The sequence below is a fragment of the Paraburkholderia sp. EG286A genome (genome assembly GCF_040965375.1).
Taxonomy (GTDB): domain Bacteria; phylum Pseudomonadota; class Gammaproteobacteria; order Burkholderiales; family Burkholderiaceae; genus Paraburkholderia.
Genome location: NZ_JBFRCB010000002.1, coordinates 210,886 through 234,091, shown reverse-complemented (window position 1 = coordinate 234,091; position 23,206 = coordinate 210,886). Strand labels below are relative to the sequence as shown.

Genomic DNA, 23,206 nt, shown 5'->3' with positions numbered 1-23,206 from the left:
TTCGTGCAGTTCGTACGCCTTACTGCACGAGGTTGTTCAACTCGATGATCGGCAGCATCACCGCGAGCACGATCACGAGCACCACGCCCCCCATCGCCAGAATCAGGAGCGGCTCCAGCAGGCTCGTGAGGAACATCGTGCGACGCTCGAGTTCGCGTGCTTCGCCTTCGGCCGCGCGGTCGAGCATGGTCGTCACGTCGCCGGTCGCCTCGCCCGAGCGGATCAGGTGCACGAGCACGGGCGGAAACGTCTTCGTGTTGCCAAGCGCCCGAGACAGCGACGTGCCTTCGCGCACACGCACGATGGCTTCGTCGATGTTCGTGCGCATTGCCTTGTTCGAGAGCGTTTCGCCGGCCGCCTGCAGCGCGCGCAGGATCGGCACGCCCGCCGCGCTCAGGATGCCGAGCGTGCTCGCAAAGCGCACCGTGTTGTAGCCGCGCACGAGCTTGCCCGCGAGCGGCGCGGTCAACATCCAGCGGTCGAACGCGAGACGCGGGCCGGGCCGGCGCAAGGTCGAGCGCACGATCCACGCCACTACGGCCACGGCAATCAGCACCGCCCACCACCACTGCCGCACGAACCCCGAGAGCGCCATCATCACGATGGTGAGTAAGGGCAGCTGCTGTTTCGTGCTCGCAAACACATTCACCACTTGCGGCACCACGTAGCTCAGCAGGAACGTGACGATGCCGAACGCGATGATCGTGACGATCGTCGGGTAGGTGAAGGCGAGCACGATCTTCTGCTTGAGCGCGTTGCGCTGCTCGATGTAGTCGGCCAGACGTGACAGCACGATGCCGAGCTTGCCGGTGTGCTCGCCCGCGGCCACGAGCGCGCGGTAGATGTCCGGAAAGTCGCGCGGATGCTGCTCGAGCGCGCTCGCGAGCGAATGGCCGCCGAGCACCTCGGCGCGAATGGCCGCCATCAGTTCGCGGATGTAGTCGCGCTCGGACTGCTCGGTGAGCACCGCAAGCGCCTCGCCGAGCGGCAGGCCCGCCACCAGCAGGCTCGCGAGCTGGCGCGTGAGGATCGCCTGCTCGCGCTGCGAGAGCTTGCGCCCGAGCGCGAGCCGCTGCTGGCGCGCGCCGCGCGTGCGGCTCGCGGCGGGTTCGACCACGAGCGGCGTGAGGCCCTGGCCGCGCAGCAGCGCACGCGCGCCGCGTGCACTGTCCGCGTCGAGCACGCCTTTTTGCGCTTTGCCCGTGGCGTCGATGGCTTCGAAGCGAAATGCCGGCATGTTGCTGATCGCCCTCGCTTTTATTGAGCGTCCAACTGGGGGTTCATCGGGCGGCCCATCACGCGCCGCCCGTCACGCGCAGCACTTCCTCGAGCGAGGTCCTGCCCGCCTCGACCCAGCGCTCGCCGTCTTCACGCAGCGTGCGCATGCCTTGTGCGCGGCCGGCCTCGAAGATCTCCGCATCGGCGGCGTTGCGGTGGATGAGCGCGCGAATCGGCTCGTCGATGAGCAGCAGTTCGTACACGCCGCGCCGACCCGCGTAGCCCGACTGGCCGCAACGATCGCAACCCACCGGATGCCAGCGTTTTCTGCCGTCGTCTTCCTCGCGTTCTTCCTTGCACACGGGGCAGAGCTGGCGCACGAGGCGCTGCGCGAGCACGCCGAGCAAAGACGATGCGAGCAGATACGGCTCGACGCCCATGTCGGTCAGACGCGTGACGGCGGAGGCGGCGTCGTTGGTATGGAGCGTGGCGAGCACGAGGTGGCCCGTGAGCGACGCCTGCACGGCGATCTGCGCGGTTTCGAGGTCGCGGATTTCACCGATCATGATGATGTCCGGATCCTGACGCAGGATCGAACGCAACGCGCGCGCAAACGTCATGCCGATGCGCTCGTTCACCTGGGTCTGGCCGATGCCCGAGAGGTCGTACTCGATCGGGTCTTCCACGGTCATGATGTTGGTCGTGGCCGTTTCGAGCCGCGACATCGACGCGTAGAGCGTGGTCGTCTTGCCCGAGCCCGTCGGGCCGGTCACGAGCACGATGCCGTGCGGCTTCGCGATCAGCTGGTCGAACTTGCCGAGCGTGTCGCCGGCCATGCCGAGCGCTTCGAGGTTCAGGCGCTGCGCGTCTTTTTCCAGCAGACGCAGCACCGCGCGTTCGCCGTGGCCGGTGGGCAGCGTGGACACGCGCACGTCCACCGGACGCCCGCCCACGCGCAGCGTGATGCGGCCGTCCTGCGGCAGACGTTTCTCGGCGATGTCGAGCTGCGCCATGATCTTGATACGCGAGATCAGCGCGCCGTGCAGCGCCTTCTTCGGGCGCACGACGTCGCGCAGCGTGCCGTCCACGCGAAAGCGCACGACCGAGGCATTCTCGAACGGCTCGATATGAATGTCCGATGCCTGCTCGCGCGCGGCCTGCGTGAGCAGCGCATTGATCATGCGGATGATCGGCGCGTCGTCTTCGGACTCGAGCAGGTCTTCCACTTCGGGAATGTCCTGCATGAGGCGCGAGAGATCGACTTCGCCTTCCACTTCGCCCACCACCTGCGCGGCGCTGCCGTCCTGGCGCGCGTACGCCTGGTTGATGGCCTGCGTGAGTTCGTCGGCCGGCACGCGCACGAGCGCGAACGCGCCGAAGTTGCGCGCGACCTCGGCGATGGCGGCCTGCGAGGTACGCTCGCTGATCCACACTTCGAGGCCTTCCGCGCGCTGCTGGGCGACCAGAATCTGGCCGCTGCGCGCAAAGCCGTACGGCACGAGGCGCGCGGCAAGCGGCGAGGGCGGCTCGCGGTCCGCAGCGCCGGTGGCCGCAGGCGCGTGCGGCGTGCTCACGGCTGCACCCGCGTGGTGGCAGGCGCCGCCTGCTGCACCGGCGTGGTTTCGACCGGCGCCGTCTGCACGGGTGCGGCGGGCTGCATCTGCACGGCGCTTGCCGGGTTCGCGGGCGCCGCGGGCTGCACGCCCAGCGCCTGTTGACGCCGCATCTGGTCGAGATCGAACAGGTTCAGCACGGAGCCGCCCTGGCTCGGGCCGACCGGCATCGGCGGCACGACCGGGTCGTCGCGATCCTTGATCAGGTTGTTGTCAGACTTGTAGGCGCCCGTCACGCCCTGGATATAGTCGTAGCGATTCGACGTGACCGCCTGCGCCGTGTCGCGGTCGCTGATGATCACCGGACGCAGGAACACCATCAGGTTGGTCTTCTCGCGCGTCTTGTTTTCCGAGCGGAACAGCTGGCCGATCCACGGAATGTCGCCGAGCAGCGGCACCTTGCTGTTGGCGACCTGGTAGTTGTCCTGCATCAGGCCGCCGAGCACGATGATCTCGCCGTTGTCGGCCAGCACGGTCGACTGGATCGAACGCTTGGTGAACTCGGGGCCGGCCGGGTTGGTCGTCGCGTTGGTCGTGCCCGTCACGATGGCCGAGTCTTCGGTGTACAGCTGCAGCTTCAGGATGCCGCCGTCGGTGATCTGCGGCTTGATGTGCAGCGTCAGGCCCACGTCCACACGATCGTAGGTGTTGAACGCCGTGCTCGCCGTGCCGCTCGTGAGGTTCGAATACGAACCCGTCTGGATCGGCACGTTCGTACCGACGACGATCTTCGCTTCCTGGTTGTCGAGCGTGATGAGGTTAGGCGTGGACAGCACGTTGGCGTCCGCGGTTTGCGAGAGCGCCTGCAGCAACGCGCCCAGCCCCTGCACGCCGAAGATGTTCTTGATCCAGCCCACGTTCAGGCCCTGCTGGAGGCCGGAAGTCCCGAGCGCGTTGGCGAGGCCGCCGGTGCTCGCGGCGGCGGCCGCGGCCGCCGTCAGGTTGACGATGCTGTTGCCGCTCCCCGTCGCGAGATTGGTGCCCGCATAGACGTTGCCGCTCGCGACCTGCCACTGAATGCCCAGGTTGGCGTTGGTGGTCGAGTTCAGCTCGACGATCAGCGCCTCGATATAGACCTGCGCGCGCCGCGCATCGAGCTGGTTGATCACGGCGCGCAGGTTGCGGTACACCGCGTCCGGGGCCGTGATGATCAGCGAGTTGGTCGCCGCATCGGCCTGAATCATGCCGCCCGGCTGGTTCTCGTCGCCCTTGTCCTTGTCGCCGCCGAGGAACGGCGCTTCGTTGCTGCCGCCGCCACCGCTGCCGTACGAGCTGCCCCCGCCCAGCGAACTGCCCGACGACGTACCGCCGCTGAGCGAGCTCGACGGCAGCGGCGGCGTGCCGGAGGTGCCCGTCGACATGCTGCCGCCGCCGCCGCCACTGCTGCCAGCCTGGTTGAAGCCGTTCGCGTTGCCGGACGACGACGTATCGTTGCCGCCCTTGCCGAGCATGCCGCGCAGCGTCTTGGCGAGCTGCGTGGCGTCGGCGTTGCGCAGCGGCACGACGTGAATGTTGCCCGGCATGCTGGTCGGCGCGTCGAGCTGCTTCGAGAGCTGGACCGCGGAGGCGAGGCGTTGCGCGTTCGAGGCGCGCAGCATCAGCGAGTTGGTGCGCGGGTCGGCGATGACCGAGACCTTCAGCGACGGGTCCGAGGCGCCGATCGCGCCCGGGTCGAGCATCTTCGCGATTTGCGGCGCGATGTCGAGCGCATTCGCGTTGTGCAGCGGCACCACCTGGACCTGCTGGCCCGCAGCCGAGTCCACACCCGCGATGATCGAGGCGATGCGGCGCACGTTGTCCGCATAGTCGGTCACGATGAGCGTGTTGTTGGCCGGGTAGGCGGCAATCGTGTTGTTCGGCGAGATCAGCGGGCGCAGCACCGGCAGCAGGTTGTTCGCCGACTCGTGCCTGAGCGTGAACACCTGGGTCACCACCTGGTCGCCCCGCGCGGTGGGCGCATTGCCCACATAGGTAGGCACGCCCTGCAGCTTGGCGTCGGCTTCCGGCACGACCTTCAGGACGCCGTGATCCTGCACGAGCGCGAAGCCTTGCATGCGCAGCGCCGACTGCAGGGTCTTGAGCGCCTGGTCTTCAGGCACGGGGTTCTCGGAGACGAGATTGAGCTGCCCCTTGACGCGGGGATCGACGATGATCGTTTTGCCGGTGGCGGCGCCAATTGCCTTCGCCACCTGGTCGATGTCGGCGTTGACGAAATTGAGCGTGACCTGCGCATAGGCAAGCTGTGCCGTAATCAGTCCGCTCACGAGCAGCGCCGTGGCGACGCGACGCAAAGCCATACGATTTCTTCTCATGGGTGTCTTATCGAAGCCAGCGGCAGACGCGCGCGGCTATTCGTCCTCGACGTACGGCTGTGGGGCCGACTCGCCTGTGCTTTCCTGACTAGTGCCGGCGCCGGCTCTCCTCAGCCCGGACGTCCGTTAGTCAACAAAAGATGGAACAGTAGCAGTTTTTCATGTCGAATTTGTCACAAAAAATGCCTCTCCGGGGAATTCTTCTAATCGCCGAGCCGCGCCAGCCGGTAATCCCAAGCTGTTTGTAAGCATGCGTGCCTCGCGAGCTGGCGTGCGCGGACTTCGATTGGTTCGAAGCGCCGCGTCTTGTCTGAGCAGCCAGCTTGACGCGTCATCGGTGACCGGTATCATACGAGCGGCCCGAAGGATGGCCAACGCACGTTTCCCCCGTCTTTATGTGGGAATTCCCGCATTGCGCGCCAGAAATCAGGCCGGCCAGCGAGAGATTGCGTCATCCTGCAGGCTGCGTCGTTCGCCTCTTTGCTTGTCCTTTGCTTGTCCTTTGCTTGTCCTTTGCTTGCCCTTTGTTTGTCCTTTTGTCAGCTTTCGCGCGAGTCGCCATGCCTAACGTCTGGTCCGCTACGCTTGCCGCCGCCGTGGTGCTCGTCGCCGCGAGCGTCAGCACGCTCGCGCACGCGGACTGTTTCGACGAGGCCGCGCGCTACCAGAAGGTCAATCCGCTGATCCTGCGCGCCATTGCCTGGCAGGAGTCGCACAACCGGCCCGACGCAGTACACAGGAATGCGAACGGTTCGATCGACTACGGCGTCATGCAGATCAATTCCGTGCATCTGCCCGTGCTCTCGCAGTACGGCATTTCGCAAAGCACGCTCATGGAGCCGTGCAAGAACGTCTATATCGCCGCGTGGCACCTGCGCCAGAAGATGAACAAATACGGCAACACGTGGGCTGCCGTCGGCGCTTACCATTCCGAAACGCCGACGCTGCGCGACCAGTACGCGCAACAGATCGCCGACATTCTGCGCAAGTGGCATCTCATGCAGTAGCGCGCTTGAGCGCCTGTTGAGCGCTCACCGCGTGCTCGCGCCCTGAATGCGGCGGCGCACGTGCCCTGCGCGGCGCGCGTGCATGGTGCAAAATGCTGGCTGGCGCCGCTCCCTTACGAGGATTTCGATCCTTTCGCGCGGCGCGCCTCCCGACTCACTTTCTGCACCAAACTGCGATGAACCAGCCGCCACTGCCCGTCACCGTGCTCTCGGGTTTTCTGGGCGCGGGCAAGACCACGCTGCTCAACCATATCCTGTCGAACCGCGCGGGCCTGCGCGTGGCGGTGATCGTCAACGACCTCGCCTCGGTGAACATCGACGCCGCGCTCGTGCGCGACGCCTCGGCGCTCTCGCGCGTGGAAGAGCGCGTGGTCGAAATGTCGAACGGCTGCATCTGCTGCACGCTGCGCGACGACCTGCTCACCGGGATCCAGCGCCTCGCCGACCCGGCTCGCGCCGGCCAGCGCTTCGACGCCATCGTGATCGAATCGACCGGCGTGGCCGAGCCGATGCCGATCGCGGAAACCTTCACGTTCGCCGGCGACGACGGCGTCGCGCTCGACGAATTCGCGCGTCTCGACACGATGGTCACCGTCGTCGACGCATTCAACTTCCTGCGCGACTACGCGAGCCCCGACCAGCTCGCGCAGCGCGGCGTGGCAGCGAGCGAGGAAGACGACCGCGCGATCGTGGAACTGCTCGTCGATCAGGTGGAGTTCTGCGACGTGCTCGTGCTCAACAAGGCCGACCTCGTGAGCGATGACGAACTCGCGCGCCTGCAGCACATTCTCGCGCGCATCAATCCGCGCGCGGTGCAGGTGGTGAGCCGCTTCGGCAACGTGCCGCTCGAGGAGGTGATCAACACCGGCCGCTTCGATTTCGATGCGGCGTCGAGCGCGCCGGGCTGGCTCGCGTCGCTGCACGACCATGACCATTGCGATGACCCGGCGCATTGCCACGATCCGGCGCATACGCATGCGCCGCGCAACGAAGCCGATGAATACGGCATCAGCAACTTCGTTTATCGCGCGCGCCGCCCGTTTCATCCCGAGCGCTTCTGGGCGCTGCTCAACCAGGAATGGAAGGGCGTGCTGCGCTCGAAGGGCTTCTTCTGGCTCGCCACGCGCAACGAGGTAACGGGCACGCTCTCGCAGGCGGGCGGCGTGTGTCGTCACGGCCCCGCGGGCACATGGTGGGCGGCGCTGCCGCGCGAGGAATGGCCGCAGGACGCCGAACTCGAAAAGGAAATCGCCGCCGACTGGCAAGGCGATCTCGACGACCCCAGCGTCGGCGACCGCCGCCAGGAGCTGGTGATGATCGGCGTGGATCTCGACCGCGACGCGTGGCGCGCGAAGCTCGATGCATGCCTTCTCAACGATGCGGAGTACGCGGCAGGCCCAGAAGCCTGGCTGGGCTACGCCGACCCGTTCCCGTCCTGGGAGCTCGACGACGACGATCACGATCATGATCACGGCGATCACGACGAAATCGTCCATCGTCCGAACTGAGCCAAACGACGCGCTCAACGAACAACGGCGCCGCAAAAATGCGGCGCCGTTTGCTTTTGCGCGCGCGATGCATGAGGCTCGCAGGCGAAAAAAAACCCGCCAGGGGCGGGTGTCAACTTAAAGCGGCAATGCCTTAGCGCTTGTTGACGGCGTCCTTGAACGCCTTGCCAGCCGTGAACTTGACGGTCTTGGCAGCGGGAATCTTGATGGTTTCGCCGGTCTTCGGGTTACGGCCCGTACGGGCTGCGCGCTTGCCCGAACCGAAGCTGCCGAAGCCGATCAGCTGAACCGCGTCACCCTTCGACACAGCCTTCTTGACCACTTCGAGGAGCGTGTCCAGCGTCTCGCCGGTTTGTGCCTTGCTAGCGCCCGTCTGTGCTGCGACGGCGTCGATCAGTTCCTGTTTATTCATTGAGAAGTTCCTTTCTGTGTTTAGGTTGACACGAACAGCGCGAACGCGCCGATTATACGGACGCGTGCCGCGCCGTCGAGCAGCGACGGACCCGGAGCACCCCGGCGTTTTCGCGTTGCGGCGACTAGCGTGTGTCTGATGCCGCAACGTCCGTGCTGCCGCTTCCCTGGGCGGCGCTTGCTATGATAGCGCAGCGCAAACCCAATAACGACAAGGGTTTCGAAGATTTCGCGCGGGACATGCGGGTTTTTTGGAGCTTGTAGACCTTTTTCGGGTGTCCACCCCCGCAAATCCCCCCGTCTGCGACGTTTTTCCCGCCGCACGCGTTGCGCCGCGCCAACGCAGCATGCGCGCAAACGCCGGCCCGGCAAGCGTTTGCGGCGACGCGATCCGCCTTCGCCACACGCTTTTTGCAGCCTCGCTGCTTGCCCGTTTTCTCCTCACCTCTGGCTTCGCGTTCCTCATGACCGCCACCCTGACACCCGCCACGCTCGCTTTCCGGGAAGACGGCACGCCGTTTTCGCCCATCTATGGCGACGTCTATCACAGCACTGCGGGCGCATTCGCACAGGCTCAAGCCGTCTTTCTGAACGGCAACGCGTTGCCGCAGCGCTGGCAAGACCGGCGGATCTTCACCGTGGTCGAAACCGGCTTCGGCATGGGCGTAAACTTTCTCGCCACGTGGTCGGCATGGCGCGACGACCCGACGCGCTGCGAACGCCTGCATTTCGTTTCGGTGGAAAAACATCCATTCGCGCGCAACGACCTGCGAAGCGCACTCGACGCAGTCGTTGCGCACGCACGCGAAGCGCCGCTCGCGCGCGAACTCGTGAACGCCTGGCCGATGCTCGTGCCGGGCACGCACCGCCTGGAATTCGAGGGCGGGCGCGTCACGCTCACGCTCGTGTTCGGCGACGCGCTCGAGGTATTTCCCAAAATGTGGATGCGCGCCGATGCGATCTACCTCGACGGCTTCGCCCCGGCGAAGAATCCCGACCTCTGGTCGCCGGCCATTTTCAAGGCGCTGGCGCGCATCGCCGGCGAGGACGCCACCTTCGCGACCTGGAGCAGTTCGGGCGACGTCAAGCGCGCGCTGCAGCAAAACGGCTTCGAATACCACAAGGTGGAAGGCTTCAACGGCAAGTGGGCGATGCTGGCCGGACGCTTCGCGCCGCGCTGGCGCGTGCGCCGCTACGAGCCGCCGCTGCCGCTTGCGCTGCGCGAGCGGCACGCGGTCGTCGTGGGAGCGGGACTCGCCGGCTGCGCGCTCGTCGAGCGGCTGGCCGTGCGCGGCTGGCGCGTGACGCTCGTCGAACGCAACGCCGCGCCCGCGCTCGAGGCATCGGGCAATCCGGCAGGCGTATTTCATCCGCTGATTTCGCGCGACGACAGCAGCGCGTCGCGCATCACGCGCGCGGGGTTTCTCTATGCGCTGCAACGCTGGGCCGCGCTCGAAGCCGCCGGCCATGCGCCCCGGCGCTCGCACGCCGGCTTGCTCCATCTCGCCACCGACGACGAGTCGCGCGCCGTCGCCGCCGCGCTGGAATCGTTCGGCTATCCCGAAGAATTCGTGCGCGCCGTCACGCGCGAGCAAGCGCAGACGCTGGCCGGCGTCGCGCTCAATCAGGGTGGGTGGTTCTATCCGCAGGGCGGCGCGATCGACCCGGCAACCCTCTGCCGCGCCCAATGCGCCTTCGCCGCCGCGCTGCCCGGCGCCCAGGTCGAGACACGTTTCGGTGTGCGTATCGGTCACATTGCGCGCGCCGGCGAACCCGAATCCGACGAATGGCAGGTGTTCGACGACGCCGGTCGGCTCATCGCCCAGGCAGCCGCAGTGATCTTCGCCAACGCCCAGGACGCCTCGCGCGCCGCCGCGCTCGCGCATGCGCCCACCCGCATCGTGCGCGGCCAGCTCACGCTCGTCGATCCCAGCCCGCTCGCGAACCTGCACCTACCCGTGATCGGCGAGGGCTATGCGGTGCCGCTCGACGGCGGCGTCACGCTCGCGGGCGCCACCTACGAAGTCGACGACGCCGACGACGCGCTGCGCGCCGCCGGCCATGTCGAGAACATCGAACGCGTCGCGCACATGCTCCCAGAGCTTGCCGCGGCCCAAAGCGCAGGCGAGCGCGATTTCGCGGGCCGCGTGGCGTTCCGCTGCGTCACCAGCGACCGCATGCCGATGCTCGGCCCGCTCGCCGACGAAGACGCCGCCCGCCGCGACGCCCAGCGTCTGGCGGGCGCGTGGCCGCTCGACCTGCCGCGCGCAAGCGGCCTCTACGGCGCGTATGCGTTTGGCTCGCGCGGGCTCGTCTGGGCGGGGCTGGGGGCGGAGCTGATCGCATCGCAGCTGGAGGGCGAGCCGTGGCCGCTGGAGCGGGAACTCGCGGACCAGCTGGATCCGGCGCGCTTCCTGCAGCGCGCCTTGCGCCAGCGCAGTCTTTGAGCGCCTCACTCGGAAAGGCGCCGCCCAGGTTATCCACGCCAATCTGTGGATAACCGCGCGAATTGCCAGCGAATCGAGTGTGGAAGCGGTGTGGACGTAAACGGGGTAACTCGGCACGCCCCGCTCCAGGCCCAAAAGTTACTCTTCGAAGTGCGCATGGACCGCACATGCTTTGCGCGCGGTTGTACGAGCGGCAACTCGTGGATTCCTTTCGGTAAACCCCGGTTATCCACAGGAAATCCAGGCTCTTGTTAACTTCTACTACGTATACATACGGTAAACAGTAAACCCCAAGCTAGCGCCATCGCTGCCGGCAAAGACGATCCAGCCGGGGCTTGAAAACCCAGACGAAAGCCGGCCGCAGATGCGGTCATTTTTTCCGCATACGTCGCCAAAAGCGCACAATACGGACGCTATTACCGTCTTTGTCGATGCTTTCGAAGAGGTGGGGACAATTGCAAAAAAGCTATGGCACAATCGCCGTTCTTTCCGCGTCAAACGCCGCATCAGACGGTCGACGCATCCAAGGAACGGTTGCCCCTCATCCTGAATCTGAGTGCTCAGGGTAGACGGCAGCGTTCGTTCATCCAACGCGGGCGCAGCCACACCACACGCAACGCGCCCGTACCGGCTGTTCGCCGCACCGTCATGTGCCGGCTGCTTTGTCGCAGCGTTTTGCCGCACGGTTTGTCCGCACTCGCCGCAGGAAGCGCCTGGTCGCGCCGGCTCGCCCAATCGTCATATCGTCGGGCCAGCCGGCTGCATGGATTGGTGCGCCAGGCAGGCAGACAACGGACGGGGAGTAGAGGTGTCGTTCGCCTCGTGCGGCACGCGGCTTGCCTGTCAGCCAGTCGTATGTCGAACTAACGTCGGACAGCCGGATTCGATCCCACGCAAGAAGTCGTTGCCAAGGAGAAGCCACCACGATGAAGTCGGCGTTTTCGTTTTTTCCCGCCTGGCCGTTGCAGCTCGACGGAATTTTCTGGGCCGGGCTCGCGCTGCTCGCCGCCGGTTTGTGCGGCGAGCTTTGTTATCGGGCGTGGCGCTTGCCGCGGATCTCGGGCTATGGGGTGATCGGGCTCATTGCCGGATCGGCCGGGTTCGGCGTGATCGACGCCGATGTCGGCACGGCCGCGCGGCCGCTGCTCGATGTCGCGCTCGGCCTGCTGCTGTTCGAACTGGGCAGCCGTCTCGACCTGCGTTGGATCCGCCGCAATCCCTGGCTCATCCTGTCGAGCCTCGCCGAGTCCTCGCTCACCTTCGTGCTCGTGCTCGCGGTGCTGCTGTTCCTTTCCGTACCGACGATGATCGCGCTCGTCGTGTCGGCGATCGCCATGGCGACGTCGCCTGCCATGGTGATCCAGCTCAAGACGGAGCTGCGCGCAGAAGGCCAGGTCACGCAGCGCCTGCTCACGCTCACGGCGCTCAACAGCATGTATGCGGTGATCGTGGAAAAGCTCGCCTCGACCTGGCTGCATCAGGAGATGTACGGCAACGTGTTCGCGACGATCCTGCAGCCGCTTTATCTGCTGATCGGCTCGCTGATTCTCGCGTTCGTGCTCGCCCGCGCATGCACGCTGTTTTACCGCCGGCTGAGCCCGCAGGACGAGCACTCGTTCGTCGCGCTCTTCGGCCTCGTGCTGCTCGCGATCGCCATAGCGCACCTGCTCAAGCTCTCGACGATCCTGAGCCTGCTCGCCGCCGGCATCATCGTGAAGAATCTGGAGCCGCGCCCGCAGCTGTGGCCGCAGCATTTCGGCACGGCCGGCTGGCTGCTCACGGTGATTCTGTTCGTGCTCACGCTCACCACCTTCGAGTGGCACGACATTCTCGTGGGCGGCGTGGCGGCGGCGGGGCTGATCGTCGCGCGTCTCGCGGCCAAGCTCGTCGGCGTGCTGATATTCGCCAAGCCGAGTGGGCTGCACTGGAAGCAGGGGGTGGCGCTCGGCCTCGCCTTGACGCCCATGTCGGCGCTCGCGCTGCTGCTCGTCGAGGACACCTACGAGCTCTATCCGACCTTCGATCCGCGCCTGCGCGCGATCATTCTGTGCTCGATCGTCGTGCTGCAGCTCTTCGGACCCTGGGTGGTCTACCGCGCGCTTGCGCTCGTCGGCGAACGCGGCGAAAAATGAATCTCGCGGCGCGCGCGGCCGGCGGCTTGCGCGCGACGCCCCGAAGGAAACGCCATGTCACTTGAAACGTTTGTCGATTCGAAGCCGTTCACGTTCGGCATCGAACTCGAAATGCAGATCGTCAACACGCACGACTACGATCTGACCAAGGCGGGGAGCGACCTCATGCGCCTCGTCAAAGATCAGGAGATTCCGGGCAATATCACGCCCGAAATCACCGAGAGCATGATCGAACTCTCCACCGGCATCTGCACGAATCACGAGCAGGCCGTGGCCGATCTGCGCAAGATTCGCGACGTGCTCGTCGGCGCGGCCGATCGTCTCAACGTCGGTCTGTGCGGCGGCGGCACCCACGCATTCCAGCAATGGAGCGACCGGCGCATCGTCGATACGCCGCGCTTTCAGTATCTGTCCGAGCTGTACGGCTATCTGGCGAAGCAGTTCACGGTGTTCGGCCAGCACGTGCATATCGGCTGCCCCGATGCGGACAGCGCGCTCTTCCTGCTGCACTCGCTTTCGCGCTTCATCCCGCATTTCATCGCGCTCTCGGCGTCGTCGCCCTATGTTCAGGGCGTGGACACCGGATTTCATTCGGCACGACTGAATTCCGTGTTCGCGTTTCCGCTGTCGGGCCGCGCGCCGTTCGTGCTGAGCTGGGAGGAGTTCAAGGAGTACTTCTCGAAGATGGTGCACACGGGCGTTGTCAACAGCATGAAAGACTTCTACTGGGACATCCGCCCGAAACCCGGCTTCGGCACGATCGAGGTGCGCGTGATGGACACGCCGCTTTCGGTGGAGCGCGCCGCCGCGATCGCCTGCTACATCCAGACGCTCGCGCGCCATCTGCTCACCGATCGGCCGATCGCGCCGCTCGAGGACGACTACCTCGTCTACACGTTCAACCGCTTCCAGGCGTGCCGCTTCGGCTTGGCCGGCACCTGCGTGAATCCGCAAACGGGCGAGCGCCGCACGATTTCCGAAGACATTCTCGAAACGCTGGACCGGATCGCGCCGCACGGCGAGGTGCTCGGCTCGACGCGCGCGCTCACCGAAATCGGCACGATCGCCCGTGCGCAGAACAACGACGCCACGTGGCTGCGCAGCGTGGTGGCCGAGGAAAAATCGCTGCACGAAGCGGTGCGCCAGCAGTGTCTGCGCTGGCGCGCCTGACGGGAATCGAAAGGGGGAGCCGGCGGACACACAGGACCACTGACCGATTTTCGCGGGGTGCCGGATGCGCCCCGCGCCGGCAAAGCAGGATGCAAGGGCAGCTTTCGGGCTGCCCTTCGTGCTTTCAGGGACCGGAAAACGGGTAAGAAGCTGTTAAAAGCGGGCCAAAAACGGGTCGCGTTGGTTCCGCACGCCACTTTTTTCGCGGTGGACGAAATTTTTTTTGCCGGCTTCGAGGTACCTGGGGGTTCTTATTTTTTTGACCTGGGTCCCGACATGGTCCATATTCAAGGACAAATGGCCCAGGCCGTTGTGGGTAACCTTCGTTTTCCCTGCAAACTCAATGGACTACGTAATGATTGGTTAGTCACAATCGGGCAGATTCCAGTTGCGTTCGGGACAGAAATCCGCGATAACCTGCATGGGTCACGGGGCGGTGGCGGCGAGCAGCGCGGAACCTGTACACAAGGCAATAGCCTGCTTATCAACGGGTTATCCACAATTCGCGCTGGATAAGTTAGCTGTGCGATTTGCCGCTCTCGCATAGAATGTCGGTTTGCTGCACTGGCGTCGGGACTTGAAGGATGTTTCCGGGGCCAGCGGCAAGAAACATGACAGTGCAACGCATACGATGGCGTACGCGAAGCAGGAATTTTTTGAGATGGTGCGGCGCTCGGGGAACCGGGCGCCAGCGTTCCCACAGGCCGTCGGTCAAAGCGGCGGCTGACGATGCAGCGCAAGCTGCCAATAACCAGCGAAAGACTATGAGCGAAGGCGTATACGGAGAGCAGGCAGCCGGGCGGGTGACCCATAGCCTGCTGCGACTGAGCACGGCAATGCGGAGCCAGGCGTGGGACTGGGCCGAAGGGGCAGGACTCACGCCTACCCAGGGCGAAATTCTCGTGCTGCTGATGCAGCGTAAGGGGCCGATGCGCCTCGGCGAGATCGCGCGTGAAACGGCCCTCACGGCCGCGACCACCAGCGATGCGGTGAGCACGCTCGAAACCAAGGGGCTGGTCGAAAAGCGCCGTGCGCTCGACGACGGCCGCGCACTCGCGGTGCGTCTCACGTCGCGCGGCCGCACGGCGGCGAAAAAGGCCTCGCAGTGGCCTGACTTCCTGTCGAAGGCGGTCGGCACGCTGAAGGCGGACGAGCAGTCCACGCTTTATCGCACGCTGCTCAAGACGGTTTTTCTGCTCGAAGCGCAGGAAACCAGCCCGCAGCACCGCATGTGCCTGACCTGCTCGCATTTCGAGCCGAGCAAGAACCCGAAGAAGACGCCGCATCACTGCCAGCTGCTGAACATCGACATGGCTGACACGGATCTGCGTCTCGATTGCTCGGTCTACGAACAGGCCGACGTGACGACCCAGAAGAAAAACTGGAAGATCTTCGCGGTGTAAGGCCGAAGCCGCGCCGCCGCCCCCATGCGGGCGGCGCGCGTCATGCATGTAATGCACGGTAATGCAAAGCAGCGCGCGGTCGTTGGCGTGCCGACGTTGCGTGCTGACTTTGCGTGTATCAAACGCGTGCGTGGCAATTTGTGTAGTTCTCGCAAGTATTGGCCACACGTTTTTTGTCACGACCGCTGGCGCAAACGTTCGCACGCGCCGTGAAAGAGCGGTGACGTGCATGCCGTCCACAGCCGACCCGGGAATTTGCCGATGAATCGCGAAGTATTGGCTGTGCGCCATGTCTATTTCGAGGACCTCGGCAGCTTCGAGCGCGTGCTCGGCGACCGCGGCCGCCCCGTGCGCTACGTCGACGTCGGCTTCGCCCGTGTCGGCGCGCTCAATCCGTTGTCGGCGTCGCTCATGGTCGTGCTCGGCGGCCCGATCAACGCGTGCGACGATGCGCGCTATCCCACACTCGTTCCCCTTGCCGCGATGATCGAAAAGCGCATCGCGGCGGGTCTGCCTACGCTCGGCATCTGCCTCGGCGCGCAACTCATTGCGCGCGTGCTCGGCGCTCGCGTGTATGCGGGGCCCCAGCCCGAAATCGGCTGGACGCCGCTCACGCTCACCGACGCTGGCCGCGCCTCGCCGCTGCAGCACCTCGACGGCGCGGCGACCTCCATGCTGCACTGGCATGGCGATACCTTCGATCTGCCGCAGGGCGCGACGCACCTCGCTTCCACGCCGCTCTGCGAGAACCAGGCGTTTTCGTGGGGCGACAATGTGCTCGGCCTGCAGTGTCATCCCGAAGTGCGCGCCGACCGCTTCGAGCCCTGGCTGATCGGTCATGCCGCGGAAATCGCCGGCGCGGGCGTGGACGTGAACGCGTTGCGCGACGACACGGCGCGCCACGGGCCGCTCCTCGAAGCGCAGGCGAGCCGCATGTTCGGCGAATGGCTCGATGCCGTCGACGCACAGATGGCCGCGCGCCAACCCTGACCCGCGCCTGAACCCGGCTTGATCCACTTCGCGCCGGCGCGCGCCGCGCAGGCGTCGTGTTCCCTGTCGAACGCGTGAAAAAAGCGCGTGCTATTCTCGGACGCTTCTGCCAACCGTCCGTGGACCTCCCATGAGCAAGCTCTTCACTCCGCTCGAACTGCGTGGCGTGACGCTCCCCAATCGCATCGTCGTTTCGCCGATGTGCCAGTACTCCGCCGAGCGCGGCGAAGCGAACGACTGGCACATGATCCATCTCGGCCACCTCGCGCTTTCGGGTGCGGCGATGCTCTGCATCGAAGCGACGGCGGTCGAGCCGGACGGCCGCATCACGCCGGGCTGTCTCGGCCTGTGGGACGACGTGACCGAAGCCGCGCTCGAGCCCGTGATCGCCGCGATCCGCCGCCATTCGCCTGTCCGCATCGCGATGCAGATCTCGCACGCGGGGCGCAAGGCGTCGAGTCATGTGCCCTGGGAGGGCGGCCAGCTGATTCCGGTCGCCGACGGCGGGTGGCTGCCGCACGCGCCTTCGGCGCTCGCGCACAAGGAAGGCGAGGCGCCGCCGCTGGCACTCGACGTCGCGGGTCTGAATCGCGTGCGCGATGCGTTCGTGGCCACGGCGCGCCGCGCGGCGCGTCTGGGCATCGACGCCCTCGAAATCCACGCGGCGCACGGCTATTTGCTGCACCAGTTTCTCTCGCCGATCGCGAACCAGCGCAGCGACGAGTACGGCGGCTCGCGCGAAAACCGCATGCGCTTTCCGCTCGAAGTGTTCGACGCCGTGCGCGCCGAATTTCCGGCCGATCGCCCGATTGGCGTGCGCGTTTCGGCAACGGATTGGGTCGATGGCGGCTGGACGCCGGAGGACACCGTCGTCTTCGCGCAGGCGCTCAAGGCGCGCGGCGCGGACTGGATCGACGTGTCGTCGGGGGGCGTGTCGCCGCTCCAGAAGATTCCGCTCGAACCCGGCTATCAAGTGCCGTTCGCACGCAAGGTGAAGGCCGAAACCGGCATGACGACGATTGCCGTGGGCCTCATCACCGACGCCTTGCAGGCCAACCAGATCATCGAAGACGGCGAAGCCGACATGATCGCGATGGCGCGCGCGATGCTCTACGATCCGCGCTGGCCGTGGCACGCCGCGGCGCAACTCGGCGCGAGCGTGAGCGCGCCGCCGCAATACTGGCGCTCGCAACCGCGCGAGCTGAAGAAGCTGTTCGGCGAGACGACGCTCGGCCAGCGCTGAAACACATGGCGCGTGGCGGTTTCTCACGGCGCATATGGGTTGAACGAAAGAGGCGCGAGCGTGTACGATGCCGTCTGTGGCGCGCCGGGCGTCGCATGAGCGCGGCGCCCAATCGGCGCCGCGTTTGCGTACGGAGCGCGACGAGCCAGGACGCGAGGTTTGATGCAAGGGCCGATGCAAGGCCAGGCAGACCGCCAGGCACGGCTTCATGAGAGAGCCGCAGGCGGCGCGCGGGAGGACATGTTCCGCGCCGCCTGTCATGACCGGGACAGTCTCCCCCAGTACTTCACAAGGATTCATTCAATGAGTGAACGCAGGATCGTCGTGCGCCAGTCGGGCGTGCACGGCAAGGGCGTGTTTGCGGCGGTCCCCATTGCGACCGGCGAACGACTGATCGAATACAAGGGCGAGCGCATCTCCTGGAAGGAAGCGTTGCGGCGCCATCCGCATAATCCTGCCGAACCGAATCACACGTTCTATTTCGCGCTCGACGACGGCGACGTGATCGACGGCAAGGTGAAGGGCAACAGCGCGCGCTGGATCAATCATTCGTGCGCGCCGAACTGCGAAGCCGAGGAAATCGACGGACACGTCTATATCCACGCGCTGCGCGATATCCCGGAGGGCGAGGAGCTTTTCTACGACTACGGCCTCGTGATCGACGCGAAGCAGACGAAGAAGCTCAAGCGCGAATACGAATGCCGTTGCGGCGCCCGCAAGTGCCGCGGCACGATGCTCGCGCCGCCCGACGACGACAAGTCTGCGAAGGGCGCGAAAGCGTCGAAAGGCAAGAGCAAAAAGAAGAAGTAAGCGGCGCGGCGCGCGTCGCACCGTATCAAGCACAAGGGCCGCATGAGCGGCCCTTGTCGTTTTCCCGGCACCTGCAGCGTCAGAGATCGACGCTCGCCTGGTGGCTCGGTTTGTTCTCGCGCGGCGGCTCGCCGGCCTCGTCCGTACGCAGATTTGCGGCCTCGAGCGCGGCGGCCTCCTTGCTGTCCTTGCGGTCTTTGGCGTCCTTGCCGCCAGGCGCGCCGCGATGCGCGAGCGGCACGCGCACGATGAAGCGCGCGCCGCCTTCCGGCGCGTCTTCGTAATGCACGCTGCCCCGATGCAGCGTCATGATGTCGTGGACGATCGCGAGGCCCAGGCCCGCGCCGCTATCGACACCGCTTTCGCTCTGGCCGTCGCCGCGGAAGAAGCGCTTGAAGAGATCCGCCTGCTGCGAAGCGGGCACGCCGCCGCCGTTGTCTTCCACGACGATCTCGGCCATCGGCATGCCTTCCGCGGAGGACTGCGAAACGGTGACGGTGATGCGCGCGCCTTCGAGACGCGCGGGCGGCAAATACTTGAGCGCGTTGTCGAGCAGATTCGCGATGACCTCGTGCAGCAGCACGGGGTTGCCGCGCACCATCAGCGGCGTGTCGTTTTCGGGATCGTCGAGGCGCTGGAAGCCGAGATCGACGTGGCTCGCCAGCGCCCGCGGCACCCACTCGGCGCCCGTCTCGAAGGCGAGCGCGGCCATGTCGATATCGACGAAGCGCGCGGCCTGTTCACCCGGCTCCGCGCGCGCGAGCGAGAGCAGCTGGTTGGACAGACGCACCGCGCGATCGGCGGCCGCACGCAGCTCGCGCACCGCGTCGGTGACCTTCTGCGGCTCGCGTGCGTTCACGGCCTGCTCGGCGTGCAGCTTCACCGCCGTGAGCGGCGTACGCAGCTGGTGGGCCGCGTCGGCGATGAACTTGCGCTGCGCGTCGAGCGCGGTCTTCAGGCGGCCGAGCAGCGCGTTCAGCGCGCCCGTGAGCGGACGGATCTCGACCGGCACGTAGGTCTCGTCCACGGGTTCGAGCGACGTGTGCGTCTGGCGGTTGAGCGAGTCGGCGAGCGCGGTGAGCGGGTTGAGCTGCTGGTTGACCACGCGCCACACGATGACCCAGCCGGCGAGCAGCAGGAGCAGCAACGGCATCATGATCGCGACGAGAAATTCGGCCGCGATGCGAAAGCGATGATGCACCGGCTGGCCGACTTCCACGACGATCGGATTGCCATGCGGCTGCGGCACGCGCACCTGGGCGACGCGCACGGTCACGCCCCGATAGATCGTTTCGAACACGTACGCGTAGTGCATGCGGCGCACGTTGGTGCCCTGCAGCGGCAGGTCGTGGTCGCCCGCGATTTCCGTTTCGCCGTTGCTGATGCGATAGACGAGGTGCTCGACGGGATCGGAAAACATCGCCTGCGCGAGCGGCGGGACGGTGTTGGGGGCATCGTCGCCGGCGATCTGGATCTGGCGGGAAATGGCCGTGGCGAGGTCGGCGAGCGAGCGGTCGACCACGTGCTGCGTGTACTGCCAGGCGAGCCAATAGGCGATCAGGCCGCTCATCAGCGCGAGCAGCGAAAGCGGGGCGGCGAGGCGCCGTAGCAGCGTGCGCCGCAGGCTCGTTGCGGCCGGTGGGGACATGATGGCTTCGGGGCGAATGATGAATCGTGGGTGCGGCGGCGTGCGCGGCACGGGACCGATCCATTGTACGCGGGCCGCGGGCGTGGCGGCTGAAGTGCCAGTGAGACGCCCAAAGCCGGCGCCATCAAGCGCAAACGGCGGCGGATTGCTCCGCCGCCGCTGGCTGGCCCGGAAAACGAGGCGGATCAGGCCGCCTGGCGGATTTCCTGCAGCAGATAGCCGAAGCCGCGCACCGTGACGATCTCGACACGGCAGTTCTCGAGCTTCTTGCGCACGCGGTGCACGTAGACTTCGATCGCGGTGTCGCCGAGGTCGCCGCCGAAGTGCGTGAGGTGGTCCTGCAATTGCGCCTTGCTCACCACGCGGCCGTGACGCAGCAGCAGCATTTCGAGCACGGCGAACTCGCGCGGCGAGAGTTCGAGCGGCTTGTCGTCGTTGAAGATGCGGCGATCGACGCCCGACAGGCGCACGCCGCCGAGCGACACTTCAGGGCGCGGCACGTCGCCGTGCGGGCCGCTGCGGCGCATCACGGCGCGAATACGCGCTTCGAGCTCGGCCGGTTCGAACGGCTTGAGCATGTAGTCGTCGGCGCCGGAATTCAGGCCCTGGACGCGGTCGTTCAGTTCGTCGCGCGCGGTGAGCACGATGACGGGCGTATGCCGGTTGCTTTGGCGAAAGCGCGAAAGCAGCGTCATGCCGTCGATGCCCGGCAGCCCCAGATCGAGGATCACGAGCTCATGGCGATTCTGCGTGAGGGCCTGTTCGGCGAAGATGCCGTCGTGGACCATGTCGACCGTAAAGCCGGCTTGTTCGAGGCTGGACTGGATACCGCGTGCGATAGGGCGGTCGTCTTCGATCAGAAGGAGTCGCATGGGATTCGCTCAAGTACAATGGGTTTTAGCGTTCAGGCACGCAGTTCGCGAAGCGTCGCTTGCTGGCCTCGAGGCACAGCCCGACGGTTGCGCGATCACGATCCACATGTCCGATATTTCAATCACCGAACTCGAAGCCGCGATCAACTTCTGGCGCAACCGCTCGCCTTCGATTGGCGATGAACTCGCGTTGTGCCAGGAGGCGAGTGCGCTCTCCAAGCCTTATGCGCTGCTGATTGTACAGCGTCAGAACACCATATCACCGGAACGTTTAGACCCGATTGCCCGCGCTGCCTGGGAGTCTTACGTATCCATCAAGAATAGCCTTCAAAGCTGAAGGTTTGAAGGCCCGCTACCCTGCATTATGCTTTCACGGCGCGCTGTGCGCTCGTTGTGTGCATTCGCCGTGCGCACAGCGTACCCATGGTTAGTACCGCTGCTTATGCGCTGAGCGGCCCCGGCGCGATCGAGTCGATGAAGCGCGCGAGTTCGATGTCGCGCGAGGTGAGGCCGTCGGCTTCGTGGGTGGAAAGCGTGATCTCCACACGGTTGTAGACGTTGAACCACTCGGGGTGATGGTTCATTTCCTGCGCCTTGATGGCGACGCGTGTCATGAAGCCGAACGCTTCGTTGAAGTCGGCGAAGCGGAAATGGCGCTGGATCGCATCGCGGCCGGCGACGGCTTGCCAGCCGCGCAGGTCGGCGAGTTCGGATGCGCGCTCTTCGGATGTGAGTCGGTTGATCATCATTGCACCTGTATTGAGCTTGAGGCCGGGCGTGCGCCGTGAGCCGATCAGCCATTTTTTCACGTCTGGGGCACGCGTGCGAGCGCTCGCATCAAGGAACGCGCGCTTGCTGCGGCGCAAAGCCCGCGTGTCGGTCAGACGTCGCCGTCGTCGAGCCAGCCCTCACGCGTGCCGCGCGTGAGGATCGTGTCGCTGTGCAGCACGTCGCCTGCCGCGTGAGGCTGCGCCGCGATGAGCGCCGCCGGGTCAGCCAGACGGGCAGCAATGCCCGCGCCCAGCGCGTCGAAAAGCTGGGCGAACGAATCGATCACGAAGTAGGTCTTCTGGAACGTGTCGATGCGATAGCGCGTGCGCAGCACGCGGTCGAGGTCGAACCCGAGCCGGTTGGGCGCCGGGCTCTCCACGCTGTATAGCGTCTCGCCCTTGCTCGAGACGATGCCGGCGCCGTATATCTTCACGCCGTTGGGGGCGCTCGGGGCGCGCATCAGGCCGAACTCCACCGTGTACCAGTAGAGCCGCGCGAGCAACGGCAACGCGCGTTCCTCGACGGCGAGCGCGGCGCGGCCGTAGGCGTGAATCGCATCGGCGAAAGTGGGGTCGGTGAGCAGCGGGACATGGCCGAACAGGTCGTGGAAGCAGTCCGGTTCCTCCAGATAGTCGAGCTGATCGGGACGGCGCATCCACCAGGTGACCGGAAAGCGCCGGTTCGCCAGGTGCTCGAAGAAAATGCGCTCGGGCACGAGGCCCGGTACGGCCACGATGCGCCATCCGGTTGCGGCCATCAGGCGCTCGCTCACCTGCGCGAAGGACGGAACGTGGGCAACATTCAGGCCGATGCGCAACGCCCCTTCCAGGAAGGCTTTGCAGGCGCGGCCTTCGAGCAGGGCGCGCTGGCGCCGGTAGAGCTGGTCCCAGACGGCGTGATCGGCCGCGCCGTAGCGTTCGAGCGGCTGGTCGATCGTGAAATCGGGACGGGTGGTGAGACCCGCGTCGAACTGCTCCTGCAGTTTCGCGGTGGCGGCGGCCATGTTCGTAACGCTCCACTAAAAAGGCTTGCTGTCATGCAAGTCTAGAGCGATTGGCGCGCGGCATGTGCGCGTACTCCATGGGTTGCGGCTGGTATATGCAATAATCGAGCACAATATAGTCAATTAATGCGGATTCAATTCATGCTTGAACTTGACCATTTCGATCTGGCGCTGCTCGACGTGCTGCAGCGCTTTGGCCGCGCCACCCATCAGCAGCTTGGCGAGCAGGTGCCGCTCTCGCCCTCGCAGATCGGCAGGCGGCTGCAGCGCCTCGAGGCGTCGGGTGTGATCGACGGCTATCGCGTGGTGCTGCGCCCCGAAAAACTCGGGCTGGGCGTGACCGCGTTCACGAGCCTCAAGCTCAAGCATCATGGGGATTCGATCATCGAGCAGTTCCAGCAGCAGATCGACGTGCTGCCCGAAGTGCTCGAATGCCATGCCGTGGTGGGGGACGCCGATTATTTGCTGCGCATCGTCGCGCCCGATCTGAACGCGCTCTCGACCTTCGTCATGAAGAAGCTCATGCGCGTGCCAGGCGTGGACAGCGTGCGCTCGAACATCGTGCTCACCACGTTCAAGCGCAACGGGCCGCTGCCGCTCGGGCATCTGGAGCCGGGCGCGCCGGCGGCGTGAGTGGCATGGGAGGGA

Annotated in this window: 20 protein-coding genes; 12 read left to right on the top strand and 8 right to left on the bottom strand. The window is 65.7% G+C overall.

Annotated features, from left to right (window positions below):
• Positions 1 to 19 precede the first annotated feature (19 nt).
• The 3 genes from gspF to gspD are packed head-to-tail and all read right to left on the bottom strand — an operon-like array spanning position 20 to position 5,128.
• Positions 20 to 1,237 carry a type II secretion system inner membrane protein GspF gene (gspF, locus tag AB4Y35_RS07735; RefSeq protein WP_028203270.1) on the bottom strand — a complete coding sequence of 406 codons (1,218 nt, stop codon included), beginning with the start codon at positions 1,235 to 1,237 and terminating at the stop codon, positions 20 to 22.
• Between the two features lie 58 nt (positions 1,238 to 1,295).
• Positions 1,296 to 2,792 (bottom strand): type II secretion system ATPase GspE, encoded by a 1,497-nt coding sequence (gene gspE / locus AB4Y35_RS07730; protein WP_368703998.1) that lies wholly within the window; start codon positions 2,790 to 2,792, stop codon positions 1,296 to 1,298.
• The gene (gene gspD / locus AB4Y35_RS07725) at positions 2,789 to 5,128 is read right to left on the bottom strand and encodes a type II secretion system secretin GspD (RefSeq protein WP_368703997.1); all 2,340 of its coding nucleotides are present in this window, start codon (positions 5,126 to 5,128) and stop codon (positions 2,789 to 2,791) included. The genes gspE and gspD overlap by 4 nt, the downstream gene beginning before the upstream one ends.
• Before the next feature lie 575 nt (positions 5,129 to 5,703).
• Between gspD and AB4Y35_RS07720 the strand changes: the two genes are divergently transcribed.
• Positions 5,704 to 6,150: a lytic transglycosylase domain-containing protein gene (locus AB4Y35_RS07720; protein ID WP_368703996.1), complete on the top strand. Its 447-nt coding sequence runs from the start codon at positions 5,704 to 5,706 to the stop codon at positions 6,148 to 6,150.
• A gap of 176 nt (positions 6,151 to 6,326) precedes the next feature.
• On the top strand, positions 6,327 to 7,658 hold the full coding sequence (locus AB4Y35_RS07715; protein ID WP_368703995.1) for a GTP-binding protein: 1,332 nt from the start codon (positions 6,327 to 6,329) through the stop codon (positions 7,656 to 7,658).
• A 133-nt stretch (positions 7,659 to 7,791) separates the two neighbouring features.
• Here AB4Y35_RS07715 and AB4Y35_RS07710 read toward each other — a convergent pair whose 3' ends face one another.
• Positions 7,792 to 8,070, bottom strand: coding sequence for an HU family DNA-binding protein (locus tag AB4Y35_RS07710; RefSeq protein WP_027815965.1), 279 nt, complete (start codon positions 8,068 to 8,070; stop codon positions 7,792 to 7,794).
• 463 nt (positions 8,071 to 8,533) lie between these two features.
• Here AB4Y35_RS07710 and mnmC point away from each other — a divergent pair, with 463 nt between their 5' ends.
• The 8 genes from mnmC to AB4Y35_RS07670 all read left to right on the top strand — a co-directional run bounded on the left by mnmC (position 8,534) and on the right by AB4Y35_RS07670 (position 18,264).
• A complete protein-coding gene (mnmC, locus tag AB4Y35_RS07705) occupies positions 8,534 to 10,516 on the top strand; it encodes a bifunctional tRNA (5-methylaminomethyl-2-thiouridine)(34)-methyltransferase MnmD/FAD-dependent 5-carboxymethylaminomethyl-2-thiouridine(34) oxidoreductase MnmC (RefSeq protein ID WP_368703994.1) in 1,983 nt (660 codons plus the stop codon).
• A gap of 926 nt (positions 10,517 to 11,442) precedes the next feature.
• The gene (locus AB4Y35_RS07700; protein ID WP_368703993.1) at positions 11,443 to 12,648 is read left to right on the top strand and encodes a cation:proton antiporter; all 1,206 of its coding nucleotides are present in this window, start codon (positions 11,443 to 11,445) and stop codon (positions 12,646 to 12,648) included.
• 54 nt (positions 12,649 to 12,702) lie between these two features.
• On the top strand, positions 12,703 to 13,818 hold the full coding sequence (locus tag AB4Y35_RS07695) for a YbdK family carboxylate-amine ligase (protein WP_368703992.1): 1,116 nt from the start codon (positions 12,703 to 12,705) through the stop codon (positions 13,816 to 13,818).
• Positions 13,819 to 13,875: 57 nt separating this feature from the next.
• Entirely contained in the window at positions 13,876 to 14,334 is a 459-nt protein-coding gene (locus AB4Y35_RS07690) for a hypothetical protein (protein ID WP_368703991.1), read from the top strand.
• Positions 14,335 to 14,582: 248 nt separating this feature from the next.
• Positions 14,583 to 15,221 (top strand): MarR family winged helix-turn-helix transcriptional regulator, encoded by a 639-nt coding sequence (locus tag AB4Y35_RS07685; RefSeq protein WP_368689508.1) that lies wholly within the window; start codon positions 14,583 to 14,585, stop codon positions 15,219 to 15,221.
• Between the two features lie 261 nt (positions 15,222 to 15,482).
• A complete protein-coding gene (locus tag AB4Y35_RS07680) occupies positions 15,483 to 16,211 on the top strand; it encodes a glutamine amidotransferase (protein ID WP_368703990.1) in 729 nt (242 codons plus the stop codon).
• A 130-nt stretch (positions 16,212 to 16,341) separates the two neighbouring features.
• On the top strand, positions 16,342 to 17,454 hold the full coding sequence (locus AB4Y35_RS07675) for an NADH:flavin oxidoreductase/NADH oxidase (RefSeq protein WP_368689510.1): 1,113 nt from the start codon (positions 16,342 to 16,344) through the stop codon (positions 17,452 to 17,454).
• 303 nt (positions 17,455 to 17,757) lie between these two features.
• Positions 17,758 to 18,264 (top strand): SET domain-containing protein, encoded by a 507-nt coding sequence (locus tag AB4Y35_RS07670; protein ID WP_368689511.1) that lies wholly within the window; start codon positions 17,758 to 17,760, stop codon positions 18,262 to 18,264.
• Positions 18,265 to 18,343: 79 nt separating this feature from the next.
• On the opposite strand, the gene AB4Y35_RS07665 is transcribed toward AB4Y35_RS07670, so the two are convergent.
• Positions 18,344 to 19,912 carry a sensor histidine kinase gene (locus AB4Y35_RS07665; protein ID WP_368703989.1) on the bottom strand — a complete coding sequence of 523 codons (1,569 nt, stop codon included), beginning with the start codon at positions 19,910 to 19,912 and terminating at the stop codon, positions 18,344 to 18,346.
• A 185-nt stretch (positions 19,913 to 20,097) separates the two neighbouring features.
• Complete coding sequence (locus AB4Y35_RS07660; protein WP_027815974.1) at positions 20,098 to 20,784, bottom strand: response regulator transcription factor; 687 nt, start codon at positions 20,782 to 20,784, stop codon at positions 20,098 to 20,100.
• Between the two features lie 106 nt (positions 20,785 to 20,890).
• Between AB4Y35_RS07660 and AB4Y35_RS07655 the strand changes: the two genes are divergently transcribed.
• Complete coding sequence (locus AB4Y35_RS07655; protein WP_069264749.1) at positions 20,891 to 21,121, top strand: DUF3717 domain-containing protein; 231 nt, start codon at positions 20,891 to 20,893, stop codon at positions 21,119 to 21,121.
• Between the two features lie 103 nt (positions 21,122 to 21,224).
• Here the strand turns inward: AB4Y35_RS07655 and AB4Y35_RS07650 are convergent, their stop codons facing one another.
• Both AB4Y35_RS07650 and phhA read right to left on the bottom strand, forming a co-directional pair.
• Entirely contained in the window at positions 21,225 to 21,578 is a 354-nt protein-coding gene (locus AB4Y35_RS07650; RefSeq protein WP_256094713.1) for a 4a-hydroxytetrahydrobiopterin dehydratase, read from the bottom strand.
• Between the two features lie 86 nt (positions 21,579 to 21,664).
• Positions 21,665 to 22,558 (bottom strand): phenylalanine 4-monooxygenase, encoded by an 894-nt coding sequence (gene phhA, locus AB4Y35_RS07645; RefSeq protein WP_368703988.1) that lies wholly within the window; start codon positions 22,556 to 22,558, stop codon positions 21,665 to 21,667.
• 141 nt (positions 22,559 to 22,699) lie between these two features.
• On the opposite strand from phhA, the gene AB4Y35_RS07640 reads away from it, so the two are divergent.
• Positions 22,700 to 23,191 carry an Lrp/AsnC family transcriptional regulator gene (locus AB4Y35_RS07640; protein ID WP_028203286.1) on the top strand — a complete coding sequence of 164 codons (492 nt, stop codon included), beginning with the start codon at positions 22,700 to 22,702 and terminating at the stop codon, positions 23,189 to 23,191.
• Positions 23,192 to 23,206 lie beyond the last annotated feature (15 nt).

Coding starts and splice junctions, on each gene's coding strand:
- gspF (WP_028203270.1), bottom strand. CDS start 1,237: ATGCCGGCATTTCGCTTCGAAGCCATCGACGCCACGGGCAAAGCGCAA.
- gspD (WP_368703997.1), bottom strand. CDS start 5,128: ATGGCTTTGCGTCGCGTCGCCACGGCGCTGCTCGTGAGCGGACTGATT.
- AB4Y35_RS07720 (WP_368703996.1), top strand. CDS start 5,704: ATGCCTAACGTCTGGTCCGCTACGCTTGCCGCCGCCGTGGTGCTCGTC.
- AB4Y35_RS07715 (WP_368703995.1), top strand. CDS start 6,327: ATGAACCAGCCGCCACTGCCCGTCACCGTGCTCTCGGGTTTTCTGGGC.
- AB4Y35_RS07710 (WP_027815965.1), bottom strand. CDS start 8,070: ATGAATAAACAGGAACTGATCGACGCCGTCGCAGCACAGACGGGCGCT.
- mnmC (WP_368703994.1), top strand. CDS start 8,534: ATGACCGCCACCCTGACACCCGCCACGCTCGCTTTCCGGGAAGACGGC.
- AB4Y35_RS07700 (WP_368703993.1), top strand. CDS start 11,443: ATGAAGTCGGCGTTTTCGTTTTTTCCCGCCTGGCCGTTGCAGCTCGAC.
- AB4Y35_RS07695 (WP_368703992.1), top strand. CDS start 12,703: ATGTCACTTGAAACGTTTGTCGATTCGAAGCCGTTCACGTTCGGCATC.
- AB4Y35_RS07685 (WP_368689508.1), top strand. CDS start 14,583: ATGAGCGAAGGCGTATACGGAGAGCAGGCAGCCGGGCGGGTGACCCAT.
- AB4Y35_RS07680 (WP_368703990.1), top strand. CDS start 15,483: ATGAATCGCGAAGTATTGGCTGTGCGCCATGTCTATTTCGAGGACCTC.
- AB4Y35_RS07675 (WP_368689510.1), top strand. CDS start 16,342: ATGAGCAAGCTCTTCACTCCGCTCGAACTGCGTGGCGTGACGCTCCCC.
- AB4Y35_RS07670 (WP_368689511.1), top strand. CDS start 17,758: ATGAGTGAACGCAGGATCGTCGTGCGCCAGTCGGGCGTGCACGGCAAG.
- AB4Y35_RS07665 (WP_368703989.1), bottom strand. CDS start 19,912: ATGTCCCCACCGGCCGCAACGAGCCTGCGGCGCACGCTGCTACGGCGC.
- AB4Y35_RS07660 (WP_027815974.1), bottom strand. CDS start 20,784: ATGCGACTCCTTCTGATCGAAGACGACCGCCCTATCGCACGCGGTATC.
- AB4Y35_RS07655 (WP_069264749.1), top strand. CDS start 20,891: ATGTCCGATATTTCAATCACCGAACTCGAAGCCGCGATCAACTTCTGG.
- phhA (WP_368703988.1), bottom strand. CDS start 22,558: ATGGCCGCCGCCACCGCGAAACTGCAGGAGCAGTTCGACGCGGGTCTC.
- AB4Y35_RS07640 (WP_028203286.1), top strand. CDS start 22,700: ATGCTTGAACTTGACCATTTCGATCTGGCGCTGCTCGACGTGCTGCAG.